24 protein-coding genes are annotated in these 22,998 nt (G+C 39.1%); 3 read left to right on the top strand and 21 right to left on the bottom strand.

Annotated features, from left to right (window positions below):
- Positions 1–654: 654 nt before the first annotated feature.
- The 5 genes from BW961_RS08570 to BW961_RS08550 form a co-directional block, all read right to left on the bottom strand.
- Complete coding sequence (locus tag BW961_RS08570; RefSeq protein ID WP_068585964.1) at positions 655–2,532, bottom strand: FtsX-like permease family protein; 1,878 nt, start codon at positions 2,530–2,532, stop codon at positions 655–657.
- Positions 2,507–3,277 (bottom strand): ABC transporter ATP-binding protein, encoded by a 771-nt coding sequence (locus BW961_RS08565; RefSeq protein ID WP_156510136.1) that lies wholly within the window; start codon positions 3,275–3,277, stop codon positions 2,507–2,509. The genes BW961_RS08570 and BW961_RS08565 overlap by 26 nt, the downstream gene beginning before the upstream one ends.
- A gap of 120 nt (positions 3,278–3,397) precedes the next feature.
- On the bottom strand, positions 3,398–4,384 hold the full coding sequence (locus tag BW961_RS08560) for a sensor histidine kinase (RefSeq protein WP_068585968.1): 987 nt from the start codon (positions 4,382–4,384) through the stop codon (positions 3,398–3,400).
- Positions 4,381–5,094: a response regulator transcription factor gene (locus BW961_RS08555; protein WP_068585970.1), complete on the bottom strand. Its 714-nt coding sequence runs from the start codon at positions 5,092–5,094 to the stop codon at positions 4,381–4,383. The genes BW961_RS08560 and BW961_RS08555 overlap by 4 nt, the downstream gene beginning before the upstream one ends.
- 398 nt (positions 5,095–5,492) lie before the next feature.
- The gene (locus tag BW961_RS08550) at positions 5,493–5,723 is read right to left on the bottom strand and encodes a thioredoxin domain-containing protein (protein ID WP_068585973.1); all 231 of its coding nucleotides are present in this window, start codon (positions 5,721–5,723) and stop codon (positions 5,493–5,495) included.
- A gap of 496 nt (positions 5,724–6,219) precedes the next feature.
- Between BW961_RS08550 and BW961_RS08545 the strand changes: the two genes are divergently transcribed.
- Positions 6,220–6,648: a VOC family protein gene (locus BW961_RS08545; protein ID WP_068585976.1), complete on the top strand. Its 429-nt coding sequence runs from the start codon at positions 6,220–6,222 to the stop codon at positions 6,646–6,648.
- 147 nt (positions 6,649–6,795) lie between these two features.
- On the opposite strand, the gene BW961_RS08540 is transcribed toward BW961_RS08545, so the two are convergent.
- The 5 genes from BW961_RS08540 to BW961_RS08520 all read right to left on the bottom strand — a co-directional run bounded on the left by BW961_RS08540 (position 6,796) and on the right by BW961_RS08520 (position 11,818).
- Positions 6,796–7,632, bottom strand: coding sequence for a MurR/RpiR family transcriptional regulator (locus BW961_RS08540; RefSeq protein ID WP_068586114.1), 837 nt, complete (start codon positions 7,630–7,632; stop codon positions 6,796–6,798).
- Between the two features lie 76 nt (positions 7,633–7,708).
- Complete coding sequence (locus BW961_RS08535; RefSeq protein ID WP_326111069.1) at positions 7,709–8,758, bottom strand: DUF871 domain-containing protein; 1,050 nt, start codon at positions 8,756–8,758, stop codon at positions 7,709–7,711.
- 30 nt (positions 8,759–8,788) lie between these two features.
- Positions 8,789–10,207 (bottom strand): PTS transporter subunit EIIC, encoded by a 1,419-nt coding sequence (locus BW961_RS08530; protein ID WP_068585982.1) that lies wholly within the window; start codon positions 10,205–10,207, stop codon positions 8,789–8,791.
- A 26-nt stretch (positions 10,208–10,233) separates the two neighbouring features.
- Positions 10,234–11,121, bottom strand: coding sequence for an N-acetylmuramic acid 6-phosphate etherase (gene murQ, locus BW961_RS08525; RefSeq protein ID WP_068585985.1), 888 nt, complete (start codon positions 11,119–11,121; stop codon positions 10,234–10,236).
- 316 nt (positions 11,122–11,437) lie between these two features.
- The gene (locus BW961_RS08520; RefSeq protein ID WP_068585988.1) at positions 11,438–11,818 is read right to left on the bottom strand and encodes an alcohol dehydrogenase catalytic domain-containing protein; all 381 of its coding nucleotides are present in this window, start codon (positions 11,816–11,818) and stop codon (positions 11,438–11,440) included.
- A gap of 208 nt (positions 11,819–12,026) precedes the next feature.
- Between BW961_RS08520 and BW961_RS08515 the strand changes: the two genes are divergently transcribed.
- The gene (locus tag BW961_RS08515) at positions 12,027–12,926 is read left to right on the top strand and encodes a LysR family transcriptional regulator (RefSeq protein ID WP_068585990.1); all 900 of its coding nucleotides are present in this window, start codon (positions 12,027–12,029) and stop codon (positions 12,924–12,926) included.
- A gap of 8 nt (positions 12,927–12,934) precedes the next feature.
- On the opposite strand, the gene BW961_RS08510 is transcribed toward BW961_RS08515, so the two are convergent.
- From BW961_RS08510 to BW961_RS08485, 6 genes are all read right to left on the bottom strand, one after another.
- Positions 12,935–13,924 carry an aldo/keto reductase family protein gene (locus BW961_RS08510; protein WP_068585993.1) on the bottom strand — a complete coding sequence of 330 codons (990 nt, stop codon included), beginning with the start codon at positions 13,922–13,924 and terminating at the stop codon, positions 12,935–12,937.
- Between the two features lie 203 nt (positions 13,925–14,127).
- A complete protein-coding gene (locus BW961_RS08505; protein ID WP_244555905.1) occupies positions 14,128–14,661 on the bottom strand; it encodes a GyrI-like domain-containing protein in 534 nt (177 codons plus the stop codon).
- 212 nt (positions 14,662–14,873) lie between these two features.
- The gene (locus tag BW961_RS30395) at positions 14,874–15,020 is read right to left on the bottom strand and encodes a hypothetical protein (RefSeq protein WP_156510137.1); all 147 of its coding nucleotides are present in this window, start codon (positions 15,018–15,020) and stop codon (positions 14,874–14,876) included.
- Between the two features lie 417 nt (positions 15,021–15,437).
- A complete protein-coding gene (locus BW961_RS31125; RefSeq protein ID WP_244555904.1) occupies positions 15,438–15,620 on the bottom strand; it encodes a VOC family protein in 183 nt (60 codons plus the stop codon).
- Between the two features lie 402 nt (positions 15,621–16,022).
- Positions 16,023–16,622, bottom strand: a complete 600-nt coding sequence (locus BW961_RS08495) for a short chain dehydrogenase (RefSeq protein WP_068585996.1) — start codon at positions 16,620–16,622, stop codon at positions 16,023–16,025.
- A 442-nt stretch (positions 16,623–17,064) separates the two neighbouring features.
- Complete coding sequence (locus tag BW961_RS08485) at positions 17,065–17,643, bottom strand: TetR/AcrR family transcriptional regulator (RefSeq protein WP_068585999.1); 579 nt, start codon at positions 17,641–17,643, stop codon at positions 17,065–17,067.
- 123 nt (positions 17,644–17,766) lie between these two features.
- Between BW961_RS08485 and BW961_RS08480 the strand changes: the two genes are divergently transcribed.
- The gene (locus tag BW961_RS08480; RefSeq protein WP_068586001.1) at positions 17,767–18,942 is read left to right on the top strand and encodes an MFS transporter; all 1,176 of its coding nucleotides are present in this window, start codon (positions 17,767–17,769) and stop codon (positions 18,940–18,942) included.
- Between the two features lie 287 nt (positions 18,943–19,229).
- Here the strand turns inward: BW961_RS08480 and BW961_RS08475 are convergent, their stop codons facing one another.
- From BW961_RS08475 to BW961_RS08455, 5 genes are all read right to left on the bottom strand, one after another.
- On the bottom strand, positions 19,230–20,138 hold the full coding sequence (locus BW961_RS08475; protein ID WP_244555903.1) for an alpha/beta hydrolase: 909 nt from the start codon (positions 20,136–20,138) through the stop codon (positions 19,230–19,232).
- Between the two features lie 65 nt (positions 20,139–20,203).
- Positions 20,204–20,836, bottom strand: a complete 633-nt coding sequence (locus BW961_RS08470) for a TetR/AcrR family transcriptional regulator (RefSeq protein WP_244555902.1) — start codon at positions 20,834–20,836, stop codon at positions 20,204–20,206.
- 529 nt (positions 20,837–21,365) lie between these two features.
- Entirely contained in the window at positions 21,366–21,836 is a 471-nt protein-coding gene (locus BW961_RS08465) for a hypothetical protein (protein WP_139331568.1), read from the bottom strand.
- 294 nt (positions 21,837–22,130) lie between these two features.
- Positions 22,131–22,427 (bottom strand): hypothetical protein, encoded by a 297-nt coding sequence (locus BW961_RS08460; RefSeq protein ID WP_076576746.1) that lies wholly within the window; start codon positions 22,425–22,427, stop codon positions 22,131–22,133.
- Positions 22,428–22,704: 277 nt separating this feature from the next.
- Positions 22,705–22,998 (bottom strand): IS3 family transposase (locus BW961_RS08455; protein WP_139331567.1); only part of this gene is annotated, 294 nt, incomplete at its 5' end.

The following is a 22,998-nucleotide window of genomic DNA, read 5'->3' as shown; positions in this document are numbered from 1 at the left end:
CCATACATGTTTTGAATTTTTTTCATAATACCCTCAAAATTTGTTTATTCTGTAGAACTCTAACCTCACGCTGTTCTGTGTTTGCAAATTTTTCATCGAGAACGATTTTAAAGACCAGTTCTTCTTGAATTTCATCAGAATTTGGATTGCAATAAGCGCTGATGTTTTATGCGCTTTTGTTGCCATCAATAAAAAAGTAACAAGAAATAAACATCAATATATCTAAGAATGAACTATGATATTTTTCATATTATACGAATTAATAGTAAAGTGGACAGGGTTATATTTGTCCACTTTATTTGTAGTCATTATCAACATTGGTCTTACATAGAACCATAAAAAAACACCACTAAATTATTAGTGATGTTCTATTATTATATTTGCAACATCATAGACAAGGAGTTGGTCTCATTAATATTTAGCCATTTAAGGTTGAACTTCAACACGGTGCTTGATTACTATTAGCTAACATCCTTTCCATTTCAGTTCTTCTACCAATTTAATCAACATTACAATCCGAACGAACTCTTTGATCGCTTGTTGAATGCATGTGTTTTAGCACAGCCTCATCCGTTTCCCTGAGGTATTTGAATAGTCAAAACGTATGTCCCCTTTAATTGACATCACCCCAAATAGAAAGCAATTTGAACCTGATTAAGTCTCTTCCAATAGACTTCTCAAATAGCGAGGACGAAGAAGCAGGAAGTATATGAACCACGCTACTAAAAAGAAAATCAAAATAATCGATGCGTAACTGCCTATGGAAACAGATATTAGTCTTTGTAGCAATTGCAGTGCAAATACTGAATGTAGTGTTGCGAGAAAGATCGGGATAAAGAAAAGGATCGCCAACTGTACCGTGATAATCTTCTTCACCTCGCGGATAGTCATACCTATTTTCCGCAGGTTACGGTACTTCCCTTTTTCCTCCTGAACATCGGTATAAAAGCGGAAGTAAATAAAGCTTCCAGCTGCTATAAAAAACACGATGCTGATAAAAGACCCCACAAAGAGAATTAATTTGTAAGTTAATTTATCCGTCTGATACCAGTCCGGTGATGAACGATACTTAAACGCATCCCAATCGCTTCCAATTTGGGCACTAATTTTTTCAGCTGCTGTCGATGCCTCCGTCCAATCCGGAACTGAATAACCATAATATACCCCTTTGTTTAATACAGAATCCTGTTTCTCGAAATCCGAATCATTCAATACATACAAATTTCCAAACGAACCCTCTGGAAATATGTTGTCTTGGACGACACCGATAAGCCGAAGTGTATCGCTTCCCAAGTGTACGGTTTCATTCTCCTGGATTGTTATACGGGAATCAGCTTTGTTTGTCCAGGTGGAAACTTCAATAGCTTCTCCAGATTTTAACTGCAATGGTTCTCGGTTCAACAATTCTGCAAGACGATTGTATCCTTGAGTGGATAGTGCTCCGGTCTTCTGACTTAAATCGCTGTCGAACTCCAGAAACGGTACTGAGACTATCCTATACGACAGCCCTTCTTCATCTAATTTTGAAGAAATGAGAGAAAGATTATTCTCACGCTGAACGTCTGAGGAATAGGAGGAATAATTGAACGGTATCGGGTAGCTCTTCGCGTATTCCTCGTCTACCGTCTGATAAACGGAAAAAAAAGTTGCCATTGTCGTGAATGATAACGCGCAGGTAATCGTGACAACAAACAATAATCGAGCGTTATCTTTCATACGATAAACCAAGTCTGAAATCCAAAGCAAGTTCGTTTTTCTAAAAAATAATGTTGGAAGGGATGTCAATCGCATTAAGGTAAATACACTAAACTGCGAATAGAACAGGTAGGTTCCTGCTGAAACCAATATGGCGACTACGCCATAGCCAAAAGGGATATCCATTTCTAATACTACAATTATATAACCTGCCGCCATCAATATTAATCCTGCTATTGAGAGCCATATTGATGCTTTAGGTGGTTCTTTCGGTTTTCGATTCCCTTTCAGGAGTTCAATGATCTCCTTGGATCTCACTGCAAACGGAGCGAGAATAGAGATCAAGACGAATATGATTAGAAAACAGGTTATTGTAAAAATAATTGCTTTCACTGGCATGTAAAATTCGAGTTCTGGAACTTCCAGAATCATCGAAGCAAACATTAAAAAATACTTCGATAAAAAAAGTCCAGTGGTGATTCCCGTCACCATTGCTGCAAGTCCAATGATGATATTCTCCAATAAAATCAGTCGATTCAATTGCTTACGTGTAGCACCTAATATCGTCAGCAAACCAAATTCTCCTGATCGCATCTTCAAAAAAGTTCCCACTGAGTAAAGGATAAACAGCAAAGAAAATATGGATATCGCAACTTCTCCTGTAGACAGAACAGCATGAACGGGTCCAGAAGTGAAATTCTCTCCGATCATAGGATGAAACAGGTTCACAGCAAATAGGAAAAAGACCAATATGGAAAAGGTGCTGCTGAGAAAATAAGCCAAGTATGCTTTATAATTTCTTTGCACGTTTTTAATTGCGAATTGTAGAAACGTCACGAGAATCGCCTCCCATAAAGGACAACACATCCATAATGTTGCCATAGAAGTCGTTCTGATGTTCCCCACGATAAATCTCGTTATATACAGAACCATCTCGAATGAAAATAATTCGGTCGCAATAACTTGCAGCTGTTGGGTCGTGGGTAACCATTAACATCGTTGCTCCAATTTCACGATTAATATTGCGAAACAACTCCATTACATCACGAGATGATTTGGTGTCCAAGTTTCCAGTTGGTTCGTCCGCAAGTAGTAGTGCCGGTTCATGAATTACGGCTCTTGCAATGGCTGCACGTTGGGCTTGTCCTCCAGATATTTCATAGGTACGCTTGTCGAGAATGTCAGTAATACCTAGAATAGGAGCAATGTAGTTTAACCGTCCATTCATTTTCTTTACAGCTACTCCGTCCAGAGCTAATGGTAGGAAAATATTTTCCCGTACGGTCAACGTATGTAATAAATTGAAGTCCTGAAACACAAAACCTAGTTCGCGGCGTCGAAACACAGCCAATTGCTCCGATGGCAGTTGATGTGGTTCTTTTCCATTGATGACAACCTCTCCAGTGGTCGGATGGTCAATTGTCGAGATGACATTCAACAGCGTTGTCTTTCCACTCCCCGATGGACCCATAACCCCAACAAATTGACCTTTCGGTACGATAAAATCGACATGTCTCAATGCCTGATAAGAAACTTTCCCATCATATATTTTTGATACCTTACTGATTTCCAGCATATTCATGTGTGATTTCGCTCCTTTCTTTCCTTACTCTTAGGTTATAAGAAAGGAAGGGATGTCGCTATCGTTCTAGATAACATCAACATTACATATCTGTCACCTTGCCAACTAAGGATGATAGGATCATGAAAAACGAATTTTGACCTCCGTTCCCACTCCTAAAGATGATTGGATCGAAACGCTGTGACCCAACTCATCACAGATTTTCCGAACGAGATATAAACCGATGCCCGTGGATTCACCAAATTCGCGTCCGTTAGCACCAGTAAAATACAAATCAAATACTCTAGGAAGGTCTTGAGGGGAAATGCCTACACCTTCATCTTTCACTGTCAATGTAAAATACTCTCCCTGTTGACCCGCAAATATCCTTATGTGTCGATTTCCACCATCAGAATAACGGATGGCATTGGTAAGCAACTGCATTAGTACAAACTTCAACCATTTACGATCCGAAAGTACGGTGGCATCCCCATGTACATCGGCTGAGGGGAATAAATGATGGTGAATAAAGTGGCTCTTTAAGTCGTTAATTACTTCATATACCAATGGCTCTATGGATACAGTTTGAATATAGAAATCCTGTCGGAAAGAGGACATTCTTGATAGTGTCAGAATCATATTCAACTGGTACTCCATACGGACGATTTCAACTTGCATTTCCTCCGACCCATCCGAGTCCTCACGATCCTGAACAATCAGGTGCAAAGCGGAAAGCGGTGTTTTGAGCAAATGGACAAAACGGTTCATAAAATCAATCTGCTCCTGTTTTTCCTGTATTGATCTTTCTTTTTCGCTCTGCATTAACTGATATTGCCTTGCAAGTCCTTCCTTGAAAGTATGAAGCAACGGTGAAGTAACGTCCATTTGCAAGAAAGCCTTTGCATCTTTCAAATCGGGAATATTGCTTAGCCATTTATAGCCGCTGCGTCCAACTACATAACGAAATGTAAGATAAATGATCAGCATAAAAAGACTCACTAGAAAGAGATACGCGATATTGCCTTCAACAACATTTGCATCCAACCAGCGAAAAGTCGAATATAAAAATATAAACTGCATGACATGAAGTACGATATAGGGAATATTCTCCTTAATAAATAATTTCATTCTTTGTCTACCTCGTTCCAAGATACGTTCAGACGGTAGCCTAAGCCCTTGACGGTTTCGATGGCATTATCTATCCCGAGTTCTGTGAACTTCTTGCGTAACCGAGCTACATTTACATTCAACGTATTCTCGTTGATGAATTCTTTTTCGTCCCACATCCGTTCAAATATTTTCTCCCGCTTTACCGTACGTGGATATTTGTTAATGAGCAGGTCGAGTAGATCAGCTTCTTTTTTCATAAGCGATAATCTCTGCTGTCCGTAATGTAGTTCTGGACGTTCTGGAAAAAATGTCACTCCATAAAAATGAACTTCTCGTTCAGTATCAGTAGCTCCGATTGATAATTCGCCATACGAACGGCGGATTTGACTTTTCACTTTTGCAACGATGACATCATAGTAAAAAGGTTTGGTTACAAAGTCATCTCCGCCATACTCAATTGCCATCACCTGATCCAATTCTCCTGTTCGAGCAGAAATAAAAATAATTGGACAAGATGAAACTTTTCGTATTTGTTTGCACCAATAATATCCGTCAAATTTAGGTAGGTTCACATCCAGCAAGACAAGATGAGGCATGATTTGTTCAAAGGCTTGATCTATGGCATCAAACTGATGTGTCACAATGGGTTCATATCCGTATTTGTCCAAATGATTGGATAAAAGCTCGGCAATTCGCTGATCATCTTCTACAATGAGAATCCGGTACATAAATCCTCCCTCTACACACTTGGGTCAATTTGAATCCATACAAATTGCAGGTTATTCACTACCATTTCAGATGAAAATGAGCAGGTTTTATAAAAATTCAGAAAACATCATTACTGTTATAATAGATAAAACCCGACATCTCAGCCGTTCATTCTTTGCTGTGGTGAAGAGTGGAGTATTTTACCGCCTAGCCCTTTCTCTACCAAGAAATTTCAGCTTAGCAAAGTCAACCGAAATAAACAATACATTCGAGCATCACTGTCACATCTCATGAAATCGAACCATCAATATTCTTACAAGTTGTTATTACATACCTCATGTCCAATCTCTTGTCTTCAATATTACAGTGTACCTCTTTCTCTTTAGCTACATAAAATGAATCTAATTTATAAAACGGTCTATTTTTTCTTGAATTTCTTGTAATCCACTACTTTCCCGTCAATCGTAACCGCTGGAAGTGATGTAATGCCATAACCTTTAACTTTATCCTCACATTCGGCCGCGACAGGTGGTTCTGACAAGTTATTTACGATGAATTCACACTTAGAGCAAGCTAGTTTCTTTACTTGTTCGACTACATCATCACTTAAAGGACTGCCATCCGTAAAAACTTTGATTCTTTTAGACATATTTAAATCTCCCCTTTTACGCATTTTTGAATGACAGGACATTGATCCTTTGAAAGTGGAAGTTTTGATAATGGACGGGTCGTTACTAATTCCAACAATGATTTAAAATGGTGTAATTTACTTATTTTCTCTTCAATTTCTTGAACTTTTATTAGCGCAAATTGATACATCAGCCACTATCTCATTCGTAAACATTCGATATCCCGATTCACTGCGGGGAGGTTTCGATTTAAGTCCTCATCTCTCATAATATCTAACTGTTTCAACACCCACGTTGGATTTCAAAGCTACTTTGCTCACTGTTAATCCTTCCATAAGTCCCTCCTCGATTGTAATTATAAAGGTTGTACCTAGGTACGGAGTCAAAGATAATTTTTTGATATTTTATTGAATTCTGCCGGTAGAATATTTGATTCTTCTCTGTTGAATGTTACAATATGGAATAGACATAACAGTAAATGATTTACAATCAAATTTTAACTAAGGAGTGAAAGAAATGGCAATTGATGTATACATAAATTTTAATGGGAACTGTCGTGAAGCAGTAACATATTACGCACAGGTATTTGGTACGGAACAACCGCATATCATGGCTTTTGGAGACACCCCACCAGATCCAGCATTCCCGCTTCCAGAGGAAGCCAAAGATTTAGTTATGCATGCACGACTTAATCTTTCTGGTAGCAACGTGATGTTTTCTGATACTTTCCCTGGTATGCCTTTTGTTGTAGGTAACAATATAAGCTTAGCAGTCGTTACTAAGGATATCGATGAGGTCAAATCTTTATTCGATAAGCTGAAAGAAGGCGGTAAGGTTAGCATGGAACTTCAAGAAACGTTCTGGAGCAAACTCTACGGTAGTGTTGTTGATAAGTTCGGAATTGAGTGGCAGTTCAACTACGATAATGGCGAAACGTTTATGTAATTTAAGCTCAACCTCATAATCAGTGCTGACTATGATTGACCCAAATAAAGGATATGGAGCTTTCCCCTAGAGGAGTGCTTCCATATCCTTTATTTAATCCAGTTCCACCAACTTCAAATTCCCCTGAGTATACGATCTTTCACAACATTAATCATCCAACACTTCAATCATTTGTCTTGTCTTCGCTAGCTGCTCCACAGTAAAATCATACTGAGCAGAAGCATACGCGCTAAAGACAATATCTAACACAAATAATTGAGCAAGTCTAGAGCTTGTTGCCGCACTACGAAGCTTGGCTTCCGGCGCACGTGATGTAAATAAAGAAACATCAGCAAGCTGAGAAAGCTTGTTATTTCCAGGACGAGTGAGGCTAATTGTTTTTATCCCCTGTTCCTTAGCTCGTTTTATTAATTGAATAACTTCTCTCGTTTCCCCGCTATAAGAAATTCCCCAGAAGACGGCGTTTTCTGATTTCGTAGCCATTGCCGCTGCTAATAAATGACGATCTGAAATAGCATAGACATTTTTTCCAAGCCGAAGCCATTTTTGTGCTGCATCTTCTGCAATAATAAAAGAGGCACCTATCCCGTAAATATAAATAATTTCTGCCTGTTGTAACATGTTCACTGCCTGCTCAATAGATTGCGCATCCAGTTGACTGGCCGTATTCTGGAAGGTCAGTATTGTATTCGACAACATTTTATCAATGATAGAATGCACCGTTTCATTCGATTCAACATCAAAGTATCCAACATACTGCGTGTTTTCTACTTCCGCTGATAAACGAATTTTCAGAGCGGGAAAACCATCTATTCCTAGCGACCTGCAAAAACGAACAACCGCAGCACTACTTGCCTCCGCTTTCTTCGCTAACTCGTGTATGGTCATATGCATGATTTCTTTAGCATTTGCAAGAATGTACTCTGCTACTTTTTTTTCTGATTCTGGCAGTTCATTTAATACTAGTTCAATTTGAGAAATCATATTTCCTACTACCAAGCCCTTATCTCCTCTACTTAATCTATTTTCCTTATTGTAACAAAATAGAGGGGAGTAATCATTAAGTAGCAGTTGTAAAGGAAAAATGGCTTCCCCCTTTTCTAACGTAGTACAATAGAGGAATGTCATCGTCTATAACATGACCAATCACATTAACGCCTTCATGTGCCGTCAGATCCGTTAACGTGATCTGTAACTCATGTTCATAGCGGCCATACAAATAATTATCAACAGTAATCGTTCCTTTAGATCGCTTGGTCGTATGCATAGGCGCAATATTTTTTGTCATTACAAAACGCTCTTCATCTGTTCGTGCAGTTTCTGAGCGAACGACATCACGAGCAGCGTCAAGGCGATTCCGATGAACAATATCCCATAATGCATAAGGCAGTTCCTTGGTTACTCGCAAAGGAATAATTCCTTTTTCATACCTTTGAAATTGATGCTGAGACCATTCTGAAAGTGTTAAATCTCCAACAAAAATTTTGTCCACGGCACAATCTTTCTCTAATTCCAAATAAGCGAGAAAAGAAGATTGATTCCGATGTTTCTCTAATGTAGGCAAACTTTCAAATAATGGTTTTCTCTTCAGCCCGTCTCCAGGAATAAAGGCCATTGTCGTGATTCCTTCAGCTTGCAACCATTTGTTCTTCTCTTTAAACGTTTCTTTATCAAGACCTGTTTCCGGGCGGGGATAATAATTATGCCAAGCTTCAATGTTCTCAAGACAAATATGATTAGCTATTAATGTAGCTAAGAACTCTGATGTTAATGTGCTGGCGTTTAAAGCAATTTTCATTTTTTGCGAGTAGGCAGCAATTTCATGGGCGCTAAATCCAAAATCCATCCGCAAACCTGTAACACCTGATTGCAATAAAAAGGGAAAAGAAAATTTCTCCAATGCTTTCCCAGAAATATCTGCCATCAAGTCCATTCCTAATTGTTTGGCAGCGTTTGCAATTTCCAGCAATTTCTCTTTCAATAGTTCTATATCATCTTCTGGCATATGAAGTGATGTAAATATTTCTGTACAACCTGCTTCCTTCATTTCTTTCATATAATTCATGTTTTCTTCTAACGTCCGGTCCGCTACAAAAATTGAAATTCCCAACAATCAAATCACCTCAGTATTTCTAATCAGTTATTCCTGTTCTGCCATAGCATCTTTCGGTACACCGAAGAAATAAGTGATTATAAATCCACCAGCGTAAGCTGCAACTAACCCTATTACATATTTCAACCATAATCCATTCGCGATCAATGGAATTAACGCAACTCCAGATGGTCCAATGGCAATCGCTCCAACGTTGCCAAATAAACCAATGACCGCACCACCAATGCCTCCGCCAATACAAGCTGTAATAAACGGACGTCCTAGCGGTAAGGTTACCCCATAAATCAATGGCTCGCCGATTCCCAGAATACCCACTGGAAGAGCACCCTTAATCATGTTCGTTAATGATTTATTCTTCTTGCAACGAATCCATAATGCAATGGATGCCCCTACTTGACCCGCACCAGCCATAGCAAGCATCGGAAGTAATAGCGTCATACCTGAGCTATTAATCATCTCAATGTGAATCGGCGTCAATACCTGATGCAGTCCTAACATAACAAGCGGTAAAAACGCTGCTCCTAATACAAAACCTGAGAATGCACCACCCACTTCTAACGTCCAGTTAATAGCTCCGATTAAGTTACTAGAAATAAATCCAGCGAATGGCATAATGAAAAATATCGTAATCAGCCCCACGACAAGTAAGGCTATTGTAGGCGTAACGATAATATCAACGGCATCAGGAATAACTTTACGTAAATATTTTTCAACGATTGATAAAATCCATACTGCGATTAGAACACCAATAACTCCACCTTGCCCTGGCGTTAAAGGCGCACCCGTAAATATATTAAAAATGGGCAGGTCAGCTGTAACACCTGTTAAAATCGTTACCCCACCGATCACTCCACCAAGAGCAGGAGTAGCTCCAAATTCTTTAGCTGCATTAATACCGACATATATGACTAAGTAAGTAAAAATTGCATTTTTAATAACATTTAATATAGTTACATATTGCTGCCAAGTTGCGGCGTCTAAGTTGCCCGCTGTAATATTGTTAGCTAGAATCGAGCCAATACCTGCAATTAAACCAGCTCCAACGAACGCAGGAATTAGTGGTATGAAAATACTTCCTATTTTTCGCAAAAAGTTTTTGAATGGTGTATCATTCTTTTTCTTTAAAAGCGCTTTCATTTTTGCACCTTTTGATTGTAATTGTTCAGCCGAAGATGAACTTTCACCCTCTGAGACACTTCCTTTTAGCACTTTACCAAATTCTTCGGCTACTTTGGTCACGACCCCTGGTCCGAGAATGATTTGATACGTTTCAGCGTCCACTACACCTAGAACCCCATTAATCTTCTTCAATTCCGCTTCAGCGATTCGACTGCGATCAACAACAGTTACACGAAGACGAGTCATGCAATTGGTATATGAGGATACATTTGAGCTACCACCGACAGCCTCTAATATTTGGACCGCTAAATCATGATATTTACTCATGTTTATGCCCCTCTCTTACTTTCATATTATTTTATCGCTTGACGTACAAAACCTCGTGATTCTTCCAAACGTTGTACAGCTTCTTCTTTAGAAAGCCCAGCAAGAATCATCACAATTGCAATTTTCGGTTTGTGATCAGCTTGTTTCAAATAGTCTTCTGCTGTTTCAGCGTCACAATCTGTCGCATCCATCACAATTCGTTTAGCACGTTCTACAAGTTTGTCATTGGTTAACTGTACATCTACCATTAAATTTCCATATACTTTCCCCGTACCAATCATTGAAGCTGTTGAAAGCATGTTGCAAATTAATTTTTGAGAGGTCCCAGCTTTTAAACGTGTTGACCCCGTTAACACTTCCGGTCCGTTTACGACTTCAATCGCAATCTTTGCCACTTTACCAATCGCTGAATCTTTGTTGCAACTCACGGCTACAGTAGGCGTTCCAATAGAATTGGCATATTCTAATCCACCGATGACATAAGGCGTACGTCCGCTAGCTGCAATTCCTACGACAATATCTTTGGCTGTAAGCTTAATATCTTGTAAATCTTGCACTCCTAATTGTTCATTGTCCTCTGCACCTTCGACCGCTTTAATAAACGCTCTCTCTCCACCAGCAATTAGCCCAACTACCTCTTCAGGTGCTGTCCCAAATGTTGGTGGACACTCAACAGCATCTAGCAAGCCGATACGTCCACTCGTTCCTGCCCCCATGTAAATTAAGCGTCCACCTTGTTTGATCGCCATTGTAATCGCTTCCACAGCTTTGGAAATTTGCGGAATTTCTTGTTTAACAGCTTGTGCGACCTTTTGATCTTCTTCATTCATCACTTCCAGAAGTTCAAGAGGTGTTAATTCATCCAAGTTCATTGTCTTCTTATTGCGAGTCTCTGTTGTCAAATGCTCTAACATGATTTTCATCATCATCCTTTTCCGTTTATGAAATCGCTTTCTAAATGAAGAATAACATTTCTGAAATATTATTTCAACATAATTTTGTTATAATTAAAATAAAGTGTCAAGATGCTGGAACTATCTCTATCCAAAAGAAACGTCTTCAGGAGGGATTGAATACATCCATTCCGATCGTGTCTAACTTTATGGGGTATGGTTATATAGTTATGTGGCGCTCCTTCTGGGTATTCTTTCATTGAAATGGAGGTGTAATTGGGGCGCGATTTGGTTATGGATAAACCTTTTTTTGGGGGCAGCCATCAGTATTTAACTTTTAATAGCTAACCTTGTCCCCTATTGCCCGAGACAAAACCAAAACCTGAATATTCCGGTTCAAAACACAGTAGCGATCCTTAGCCTCAACCACTTGATATTCGCAATGATTTCCGTAATGAAAAACCACATCATCCGCTTGAAAATCCTGTACCCCTTTGCCACATTCTACGATCCGGTTGACGCTTGAATAGCCTGGACACAGTGGGAGCTTCGCCCAATCCTCTTTGCCAGATAACATCGCCATCTCCGTTCCCGGACTAATCAGCGAATAAATCAATTTTACGAGTACCTCTTGGTCACCTAAAGTCTTAGGCACATACTCCTCTTCAACCATTTCCACTTGGAATGGACTCATAAACATTATCTTTCTATTTATCATCGTCATTACACTCCCCATAATCATCTAGCGTTCTATTTAAATGTATGCGTTTTTACGGGTCATGTCTTTGACTGCAAAAATGTTTTTTTGTCTAAAAGTAAGATGGGGAATGTACGCTTATGTGGGGGGACGACATGCCTCTCCTTTCATTTTTCTTCAAAGATCCTTATACTTGCCTGGAGAAGCATTTCAAGGGAGAATGAAAAGGATGGACATAAAAAAATTGCAATACTTTATCGCAGTAGCAGAGGAACTGCATTTTAACCGTGCGGCAGAAAAGCTAAATATGACACAACCTCCCCTAAGCCACCAAATTCAAGCTCTGGAGAATGAGATTGGTGTGAAACTACTAGAACGAAACAAGAGACAAGTTCGTCTCACGCCAGCGGGGGCCGTCTTTCTAGAGGAAGCTAAATCAATACTATCTCAACTGGAACGTTCTATCAAAACTACACAATTAGTCGATCAAGGGATTATCGGACATTTGAACATTGGATTTATAGATTCTGCAGCTGGTGGAGTATTGGTTGATATGTTAAAAATGTTTCGGGATCGTTACCCACAAGTACAACTCAGATTACATGAGATGACGTCTGCTCAGCAGTGGCAGTCTTTACATGAAGGAACAATTCACATTGGATTTGTTCGTTATACAGAGCCCAGCAAACATATCGAGCATCGTTCCCTAGTAAACGAAACACTTGTTGCCGTTTTGCCTGAGCAGCATCACTTAGCTCATTTACCGGCATTATCCATCAGCTCTTTAGCTTTAGAGCCATTTATATCGTTCCCACGTCATTTAGGAGCTCCTTTTCATGACCTCATTATGAGCTTTTGCGCCCAACACGACATGTATCCGAATGTTGTACAGGAAGCCATTCAGATGTATACCATTGTCAACTTGGTAGCTGCTAATCTTGGAGTTGCCATTGTGCCCTCTTCTGTTGCTATTTTTCAGCGCGAAGGTGTCGTATTTCGTGCCTTTGAAGAAAGCACACCATCGATTCCCCTTTATGTCGCTTGGAGAACCGATTCCAATCGTGCCTCCTTATCCGCGTTACTAGAGATCGTAGAGCAAATGAGTTCAGAAGTTATTAATCGTGAATAATGTAATATTCAGCCCGTCTTTTCAGGATCACGTTCAACGAGTCCTTCTAGTACAGTATCGATTTGCAACATCACTTCCCTATCCAGACGAATTCCCGCAGCTTTAGCATTTTCTATTACTTGCTCAGGCTTGGATGCCCCAATAATTGCAGATGAGACTTGTGGATTTTGCAATACCCATGCTATAGCCAGCTGTGGAAGCGTCAACCCTACTTCGCTTGCGATCGAAGAGAGATTCGAGACCGCCTCAAGCACTTCAGTCCGAAGCCATTGACCCGCCAATTTGTTCATAAATGGTGAGCCCGCAGCTGTCGAAGCACGAGATCCCTCTGGCAACGGTTGCCCTGGCATATATTTTCCTGAAAGAATCCCTTGAGCAAGCGGCGACCAGACAACTTGTCCAATCCCTTCTCGCTCACAAGCTTGTACTACCTCCGCCTCCATAATGCGCCATAACATCGAATATTGAGGTTGACTAGCCGCCAATGGCACCTTTAATTCCCTCGCCAAAACAGCTCCTTTTGCAATCTGATCAGCCGTCCATTCACTAATCCCGACATAGAGCACTTTACCTTGACGAACCAGATCTGAAAAAGCCAAGAAGGTCTCTTCAAGTGATACTGTTGCGTCAAAGCGATGAGCATAATAGATATCAATATAGTCGGTTTGTAATCTGTTCATTGAAGCGTGACACGCCTCCATAATATGCTTGCGAGACAGACCTCTTGCGTTACGTCCAGTCCCTGTAGGATGGCACACCTTGGTGCATAATTCGATATCAGCTCTGTGCACACCTTTTAATGCTTGACCCAGCACCATCTCAGCTTTCGTATCGGAATACACATCTGCAGTATCAAATGTAGTGATTCCTACCTCCAGAGCAGCGCGAACACAAGCATGGGCTGTATCGTTGTCCACTTGAGCACCATGTGTAATCCAATTACCATAGGCAATCTCACTTAGATATAAGCCACTCGCTCCTAATTTACGATAGTTCATTGTATAACCTCCTTTAGATAACAATCTGATTGTAACAAAAAGCTATTAATACGAGAAATACTCTTTAATATGTGTTCTAATTCAAAAAACATATTACTGAGATGCTTAAATATAATAAAAAAACGCCTTGTTAGGCGTTTAATTTGATAAATATTCTGTTCAGAAACTCAACTTTGCCTCTTGAAAAGCAAAAGATTAAATAATTACTTCAATGCTACAAACAAATCAATCTCATTGTCTCGACTTTCTGGTTTATATCTTTCATCCCAAATTTCAAAATCATAATCCTTTGGTTCATTTCCAGTTTCTCTAATCCATTGTCCATATACATAGTCATACGAACGACTAAGTTCCGATTCAAGTCCCTTATGTGTGTAAGTAACATACTTACTCTCAGTGACAGCATGACTTATCATATTTAATGGAACATCGCCTTGTTTACTTACTTCATAACAAAGAATATGTGTAAACCTATCCACCTGAGGATTAAAATCGGGCTTCATAGGATAAATCTGCATTAAGATTACATTCTCATTTTTCTTGTTTTGAATTTCGTCTTTTCTTTCAAATAGCGAATGATAAATGTTCTTACCAAGACCAGACTCAAATTCTTTAATATCTGCTTCAATTTTGTAACCTACAACATGAAAAGGGGCTAGTGTTATTACTTTAGCTTCCAGAAAATCTCCTCCATTCAAAATGTCAATTGTAGCAATTACATATAACGTAATATTCACGAAGTTCGTAAATATAAGGAATACAATTAATTATACTATTAAATGGAAGAATAGTTCGATCTGCTTAAAGCACTTTAAAATAAAAAAGCTTCCCCCCCATACTCTGGCAGAAGCTTCTTATCACTACATTAATCACGTGTCCTTTCAAACTACGTTCTATAAGCGGTGAACCATCGTCCATCGTAATTTCCAACAATCTTCCAACACATACATTAGCTGCTTGTCATGTAACTGCCATCAAGTCGGCAAGCAATTCTTGTGTCGGATAGTAAACACGCCTTCAACGCCGCTATCGCACAAAGTGTCGCCCATCCATCTGCGCCTATTCTCGAAATAAGACGACCCTCTCGAATCGCCAATACGTCAACCGCTTTTTGACAATCCTAATATGGACAACGATAATACACACGTTATCCTAAAAATCCAAGATATGAACCAGATCAATGTTGCTAATCTGTTGAACCTGAATGTCCAATAATACAGTGCTTCCAAACAAAACATGCCATTTGCCTTATCAAATGGCTCTTCCTTTTTAAATCTCATTATAGAGTCTGATCAAATACCTATACACTGCACGCGGCAGTCTCTTAAGGGTACGAATGCCACCAATGAACAACATCTAGATCCGAATGGAAAAGTGTACGCCCAATGTTTAACATTCGTATTAAATTAGACCTAACCGAGCTGTATGAGGTTACCGCAAGTATCATCAAAGACTACAACGGTTACCAGTCCCACTTTTGTTGGATCCATAGTAAACAGCACACTCAACTCTTTCATTCTTTTGTACCCTTGTTGAATATCTCAAAAGCAAATAACGCTGTAGCTGTCCCTGCCTTAAAAAGCGCTTCTTGGTATGTCTTCGCAGCTGCGTTGTCGTGTGGTTCAAGAAGTAACTCAACATCATCCGGACCTTCGGGTGAGACAACTGTTAACCATTTGAATTTCCCGGCGAACATCTCGCTTTCTATAATAAAAACGCAGAACCTCCGTATAGTTCTACAAATACATTAGTTAGTTTAATCTTCATAATAAACCTCCGTTTCGTTTTAACATTATCATCAGGTTTCTAGAATTTTGACATATTTCCAAGTAACTAATCCCTCATTTATTATTCGATTAAATAGGTAAACTTCAAACCGTAAATCGTATAATAGGGAACTGACTACCCGGGCTATTCGTTCATGCAAAAAGATAATTTTTTTTAAGAACATACGAAAATTAGGCGCTGCTCGTTATTTCAAGAAACAAAAGAGGAGCTGCCGCGTAGCAAGCTCCTCCACTATTGTTATCCATTAGTTCAACTGTGCAACGAAGTAAAATGGCTAAACACCAAAAGGATAAAAGTGTTGCTGAACCTCTCAATAAACCGTATAAGTTTGCCCTGTTTGAGCACCTTCGACGCTTTTTCGGAAAGCTTGTGCTACCCTGCTGGCAGGCACAGGCTCAAAGCCAGGAAAATATGGACCATACTTTTTCATTGATTCCACTAAAACATTAGGGCTCACATTGTTTATACGTATCCCACGAGGCATCTCAATCGCCGCCGACTGAACGAAACCTCTAATAGCTCCACCAGCCATCGCGGATGATACCCCACCCACTATTGGATCATCCATAATAATCCCTGTTGTCAAAGTAAAGCTACCTTGATCATTTACATGATTAAGTCCAAGTAAGACGAGATTTATTTGTCCTTTTAATTTGCTTTGAATAGCAATTTCATTGTTTTCTGGAGTCAGTTCAAGAAGAGAGCCAAAGTAGGCACTCCCTGTTGTACTAATAACTGCATCCACTTTGCCTACTGCCTGATACATTGTTGTGATGCTTTCGGAGGATGTAATGTCAACAGAAATATCCGCTCCATTTCGTCCTGCTGAAATAATTTCATGCCGCGATGCCAATTCACTACGAACAGCACTTCCAATTGTACCCGTTGCGCCTATTATAAGAATTCTCATTTTAAAACCCTCCCTATATAGCATGTATAGATTTATGTGACTGCTTTTATATCAAGAAGTTTGCTTCCTCGCTATAGTAGGTGCCTGATGTCTGTTTAATAGAGCAATAGTCAATAACATTAAAACCTACCATATCTTCTTTAGTAAAAGATGTATGGAATTGCTGAGTATTCTCTCCTACGCACCCTTCATGTATTTCATTTACAGATACAATATGTAACCACTCATCCTGATCAGGATAGATACATTACAGATTGATTGAACAAATAGGTAAAAAATGCTTTCAGTGATTTTCAAGATCATCATAAAATACTTCTTCATAAGAAGGGAAAGGCCTAATTAATTGTGTAGTTATATTCATTCCTCTGTAGAACCTCCAAACACTACCGTAGTATTAATCCCTTGACGGATTGTATTGTTTATTTACCCGACTTTGATGTAATCAGTCTTTTATCACTAAATTTTTAACTATATTTTTCGCCACATTCTTTTTTTCTTCCAGCTTACTATCCTCCAACTCGAAGATACCTGGATCTAACATGAAATTAACTGCGGTTAGTAAAAATTCAGCAGTTTCTTCTGCATGTTCAACTTTAAAAAATCCTTCTTTAGTTCCCTTAGCCAATATTCGGGACAAGTATGGAGTTATTTCATTAATTTTTTTAACGAGAAATTTTTGATGAATCCAAGCATTATTTTCATGGTGAAGAAAATCTGAAACTTTTTGGTGAAAAGGCTTTACAAATAAGATGGCATTTACCTTTTCAGCAGGCGACATATGTAAATCCTCATCAATGGTTTTAATATACTCCTCATGTTCGACCATAAAACGATCAATAAGCGCGATCATAATCTCTTCTTTAGTCTTAAAATAATAATAAAATGTTCCTTGCGCTACGCCAATTTTTTTGACGATATCACTTACTGCTGTATCTTCAAATCCTTTATTAGCAAACAGTTCTAAAGAAGCATCCATAATTTCCGCTTTTCGCACCTCAGGATTTTTGGATATTCTGGTCATTTATATCCTTCTTTCGCTATTGTCATCATTCAAATTTAATTTTAATTGTTGACTGACTCAAAGTCAATGTTGTAATATACGTTTTACTGACTTGTAGTCAGTCATATATTAAGGAGGGTTATTATGAAATTACGTGTTATTTTGTATTTAATAGGTTTTAGCGCTTTTGTTGCCTCATTGGGACAAAACTTATACAATCCATTGCTTCTACAAGTTCAAGAAGAGCTGCACACAACGAGCTATTTGGTTAGTCTATCCGTTTCTTTGTTTACATTAGCCTTAGCAATCATGCAGATGGTATTCGGACCCTTGGCTGATAAAAGAGGGAGAAAAGCCGTTCTCATTCCCTCCATTATTGTGTATATTGTCTCTTCTATCGGTTGTGCTTACTCGCCATCCATTGGTTTTTTGCTATTCTTTCGTGTTCTTCAGGGAATTGGTGCTGCCGCTGTTCCAGTTGTAGCGGCTGCTATAATAGGTGATATATTTCGTGGAAAAGCACTTTCACAAGGCATGGCTACTTACCAATTATTATTAATGCTTGCTCCTGCGATCGGGCCATTAATTGGAGGTGTAATTGGGGAGCGATTAGGTTATGGAGCAACCTTTTTGTTTTTGGCAGCAATCAGCATTTTACTTCTAATAGCTAACCTTATCCTATTGCCTGAGACAAAACCAGAATTCTCCGGCTCGAAACATAACAGCGCTCAGAATTTTTCTTTAATCTTTAAGAATCCGATGAGTGTAACCATTTTAATCTTTGGATTTTTTCAATTTATGGTCTATTTTATTTATTTAACCTTTGTACCGCAAATATTGAGCAATACTTATTCTTTTCAACCTACAAAGACCGGTATAATACTGCTCGCAATGTCCCTCTCTACCATTATCAGCATTAAGCTTGGGGGGTGGATGTTAAATCAATTTGGCGCTCGAAAAAGCCTGATTTACGGATTTTCACTTCATGCATTATCCGTTATTTTATTTGCTTTTACTGCTCACATCTCTCTTTCATTCCTTATTATAGATGTTTGTCTTTTTGGATTTTTTATGGGATTGACAGGCTCTATACCTACCACCCTTCTTACGGAGCTATTTCCAGAGGAGAGGGCTACGGCTATTGGAGTGTACAATTTCATCCGTTATCTTGGCATGGCGGCAGGGCCGATGATTGGTACCATGTTGTATTCCGGCGGAAGTATTATACCTCTCTTTCTAACTTGTAGTTTAGCTTTTTCTGCTGCAATTTTCTGGGGCACAAGGTTGATGGCAAAATTCCCAGTAAAAGAGACGATTTAATAAAAATCTCGTTTCATGACGATATGAGTCCCGTCCATAATTCCAGCTTCCTGACACTATGTTCACGAGGTCCTCAAACTGCGGCTACGCAATGCCTTTCTATCAGCACGCATTAGCCACGAGAACTTCTAATTATTGATTCACACGAACATCTCGTCAATGACAGGTACGTGTGAATCAACAACTAGATATACCCAATATAAACGAATTACTAAATCATATTGTCAAGTGATAGCAGAAAAGCCGGTTTTTCCCTACTATAAGGAACACCGACTTTCATGTCGTTTCTACTCTTTTCCTATATACTTATCGATAAAGCGATCTACTCTTTGGAAATATTCAGTGGGGTAATGGTTGATGGCATCGATGTGCTCCGTATTTTGCGGGTACCATACTTCTGCACTTGGGTTATCTTTTAAGGACTCGTAAATAATTTCTGTATTTTTATAACTAATTTGCTGATCTCCAGTACCATGAATGAGCATAACTGGCTTGTCTTGCATCTTTTTTACCGCATCCATAGGCGATATGGAATCAAGATCAACCTCAAAGACCCAATTTGCCATCCATGTCGATGTATAACTGAATGGAAACGCAGGTAAACCTGAAAAGAAGGGCAAACCCTCTCTCAGAAATAGACCAGCATTACGAAAAGGACTATCCGCAACTACAGCTTTGATGTCAGCACTTTCACTTGCGGCTAGCAAAGAAGTAGCAGCACCCATTGAAAAGCCAATAACTCCAATGTTATCACCAGCATGGTCTCTGGATTTTAAATAGCTTACAGCTCCAAGTAGATCATATTTTTCATTGAGGCCAAGTGTAATCATATTACCATCGGATTTACCTTGCGAACTGAGGTCAAATGCCAATATATTATAGCCTTTCGGAACGAAATGCTCTACTAATTTATTGGTCCGCCCTTTGACTAAACGATTGCTTGTATATCCATGGACGACAATAATCGTCTTATCACTTGCCTTATTGGAAAGACCATTTGCATAAAAGAAGGAACCTCTAATCGTATTATCATTTTTCAAGCTCTTGAACTCAACCTCTTGGTAAGGAGTTTTATCGATATTCAAGTCGTAGCTGACATTCGTGTCTCTAGGATGGTGCAGCAAGGTATCCATTACTTTATAGGATATAAAAAATACTAAACCCACCACAAGCAATAGCACGATCCCTAGGATCAATATTATTCTCCTCCGTTTTTTCGAACGAACGTTTAATGTCAAATTTGGTTGTAATGATGTTTCACTCATTCAGATTCCCTCGCTTTTTCTTTAGGTTGTGGTGCGAACAAATATAAGGCGTGCTCCTTCAAATTTCCCCACTCGGGGTGATGAATAATACTTTCTCCAAGAGTTAAGCCTATCCCATTTAAGAAAGAGATATAGGCACGAGAGATCATAGCTGGCGAAAAGTTTTTGTTGAATTCTCCCATTAACTGTCCCTTGGCATAGACGCATTCGATAGTATCTGTCATTACTTTTGTACTTTCAAGGACCTTCTGTGTAAGTTCAGGGAATCTTATCCGTTGTCCTAAGACATATTGAACAAGCCGCAATTCATTTGTATAGCAATAGATATGATTGAATTGTTCTTCTACCATGTTCTTAATTAATACGCCCGGCGTCCCCTCTTGTTTTAGACAAGCAAGCGACTTCTCCTGAATATCAGCAAGCGGCTCAAGGACAGCGGCGTAGAATAAGGCTTCTTTACTTGGGAAATATTGAAAAATGGTTCCAGCAGTCACTCCCACACTCTGCGCAATGAGAGCCGTTGTGGTATTAGAATATCCATTTTCTGCGAACAGGACAACGGCTTCTTCTAGGATACGACTACGCCGCTCCTGTCTTTTTTCTTCATTGATTGGTCTTGCCAAATTCATTCCCACTCCCTGTAGATTTAATTGTAATTAATTAAATGATTGATCATTTAATTAATAATATATCTTTAATTACGAATTATTGCAAGTGTGAATTCAACTTACTTATGAGTAGGATGAAACTTCACAAATAAAAACAAGCCAGAGCGCTGCCCAACATACGCTCCGACTTGTATTTTTATATTATTTTGTACGAGTACGCGCTCCGACTTGTTTAAGTATTTCAGCAGATTTCCCAAAGGTATAAATGTATAAAGTACGCAGCAGTTTCAGCTTCATACTATAATCTGGAAATACTTTACAACTGATTCACACGAACACCCGTCAATGACAGGTACGTGTGGGTCAACAACTAGCTATCCCCAATAGAAAGGAAGACAGGTTTGTTGTCGCATTTGCGATTTCAAAAGCTTCTTCCGACCAAGGAAATCAATTCATCGTATTATGAACATTTTGCAGTAGATACAGCGACTTTTCCTTAGCTAATCTATTGGGCACTTTTTAAATTGTCATGGGGCATTTAAACATCATTTTATAACTTAGAACTGAAACCCCTAGTCACTACCCAAACGATGAAAACCGTTAGTGCCACACCGGCGAAAAAAATGTACCCATTAAAAAACAGGTTATTTGTATATTGGTTAATCCAACCGAAACGATACACTACAGAGTCTTTATTGTTAGTAAATCCATTGAGATTTTTAGATAACGAACGAATTTCAGATGTTTCTCCCATTATCATTATTCCTAAAATAAGTATGGAGGTTAATGGGAGTGTGATATTAACGAGTTTGCTTCTGCTCTTACTATTGAACCCCCTAATTAAAACACCTACATAGAATAATAAAATGATGAACAATAATAATCCTACAACCAATGTGATAACACCTGGATTACCATTCCCTGAAATACTCCCCCCAGAACTATATTTAAAAGTCATTCTGTCTACAGCTAAAATACTAATCAGATTCAATATCAAAACAATAAGTAATTTTCGCAACATAATGCCTCCCATCGCCGAATTAATCACTGCTCACAAGATTCAACGTAAATTGCTTTCGAAGCTACTCGCATCCCCAGAAATCAAAGCAGTATACAATATTCATTTTATGTATTGTTCTTATGACATATGGTATTATTATACAATAATACAGAAATACCTGAACCCTGAACCCTAATTAATTGCTTGTCTTCATATAAAAATGCCTCATCTTCACTTGAACTCATTGGTAAAATTCTAAAGAAAAAAACGGATCTCCCCTTTACAGAAATCTCTGCTCAGGGGAAAGTCGCTTCGTCATGTTGTCAGATCACTGAACGATGTATCTTTTTCAGTAACGTTGATTTTTGCACTGTCATGCGCATCCCCGCCCTCGTTTCTAGCTGCTTTGTTGCTACCTGGTCGCAGTAACAGAAGCACGATGATAAATGAGACTGAAATAAAGCGGTTCTGAGCAGACGGGAGCAGCAGGTCCTCATCTTCTATCGCGAAGGAAAAGAAAAAGGCATCTTTAATCCCATTAATGAGTGGCTGATCCTTCTCCAAGATGATCTGCTTCTGCGAGAAATCATTAATATGAAGTATCTGCTGCAAAATCAAATGTCCATTGAGCAGGTACTTTATGATTACTACTACCTCAAAAAATACAGCTGTTCAAAGCAGACAAGCTCGATATCGTAGATGTCATTCAGCATGTCGTGGATAAATTTTATCGTTCGTTGTCCTGTTAGAGGGCCTACTGACTCATTACTAGACAACAATATAGAAGTCTGGTAATGAGAACTAGCCCTGAAAAGTAAAAAAAGACGACGTTCATTCGCATTTTGAACTGTGACCGTATTTGTGGAAAGTTTGAAAAAGAAGACCTTCCTTAGGCAGTGAGCAGATGACTTCTGAATTCATCAGGAGTCATCTTTTTTAATGCCCATTGATATCGTTCAGAGTTATAGTAAGTGATATAGTCATCGACTTGTGCTCGTAACTCCGTGAGGGTCATACATGACCTATACTCTAAATCATCCTTCATATGGCCGAAGAATGTCTCCATGGAGGCGTTATCCCAGCAGTTACCTTTACGGGACATGGACTGTGTAAATCCTGCTTTACGGACGAGAAGACGGAATTTGGGGTGTGTATAGTGCATTCCTTGGTCAGAGTGCAAAAT

Origin of the sequence: Paenibacillus macquariensis, assembly GCF_900156375.1 — a bacterium.
In the GTDB taxonomy this organism is placed as follows: Bacteria; Bacillota; Bacilli; order Paenibacillales; family Paenibacillaceae; genus Paenibacillus_AQ; species Paenibacillus_AQ macquariensis.
This window is presented reverse-complemented; position numbering and strand designations above follow the sequence as displayed.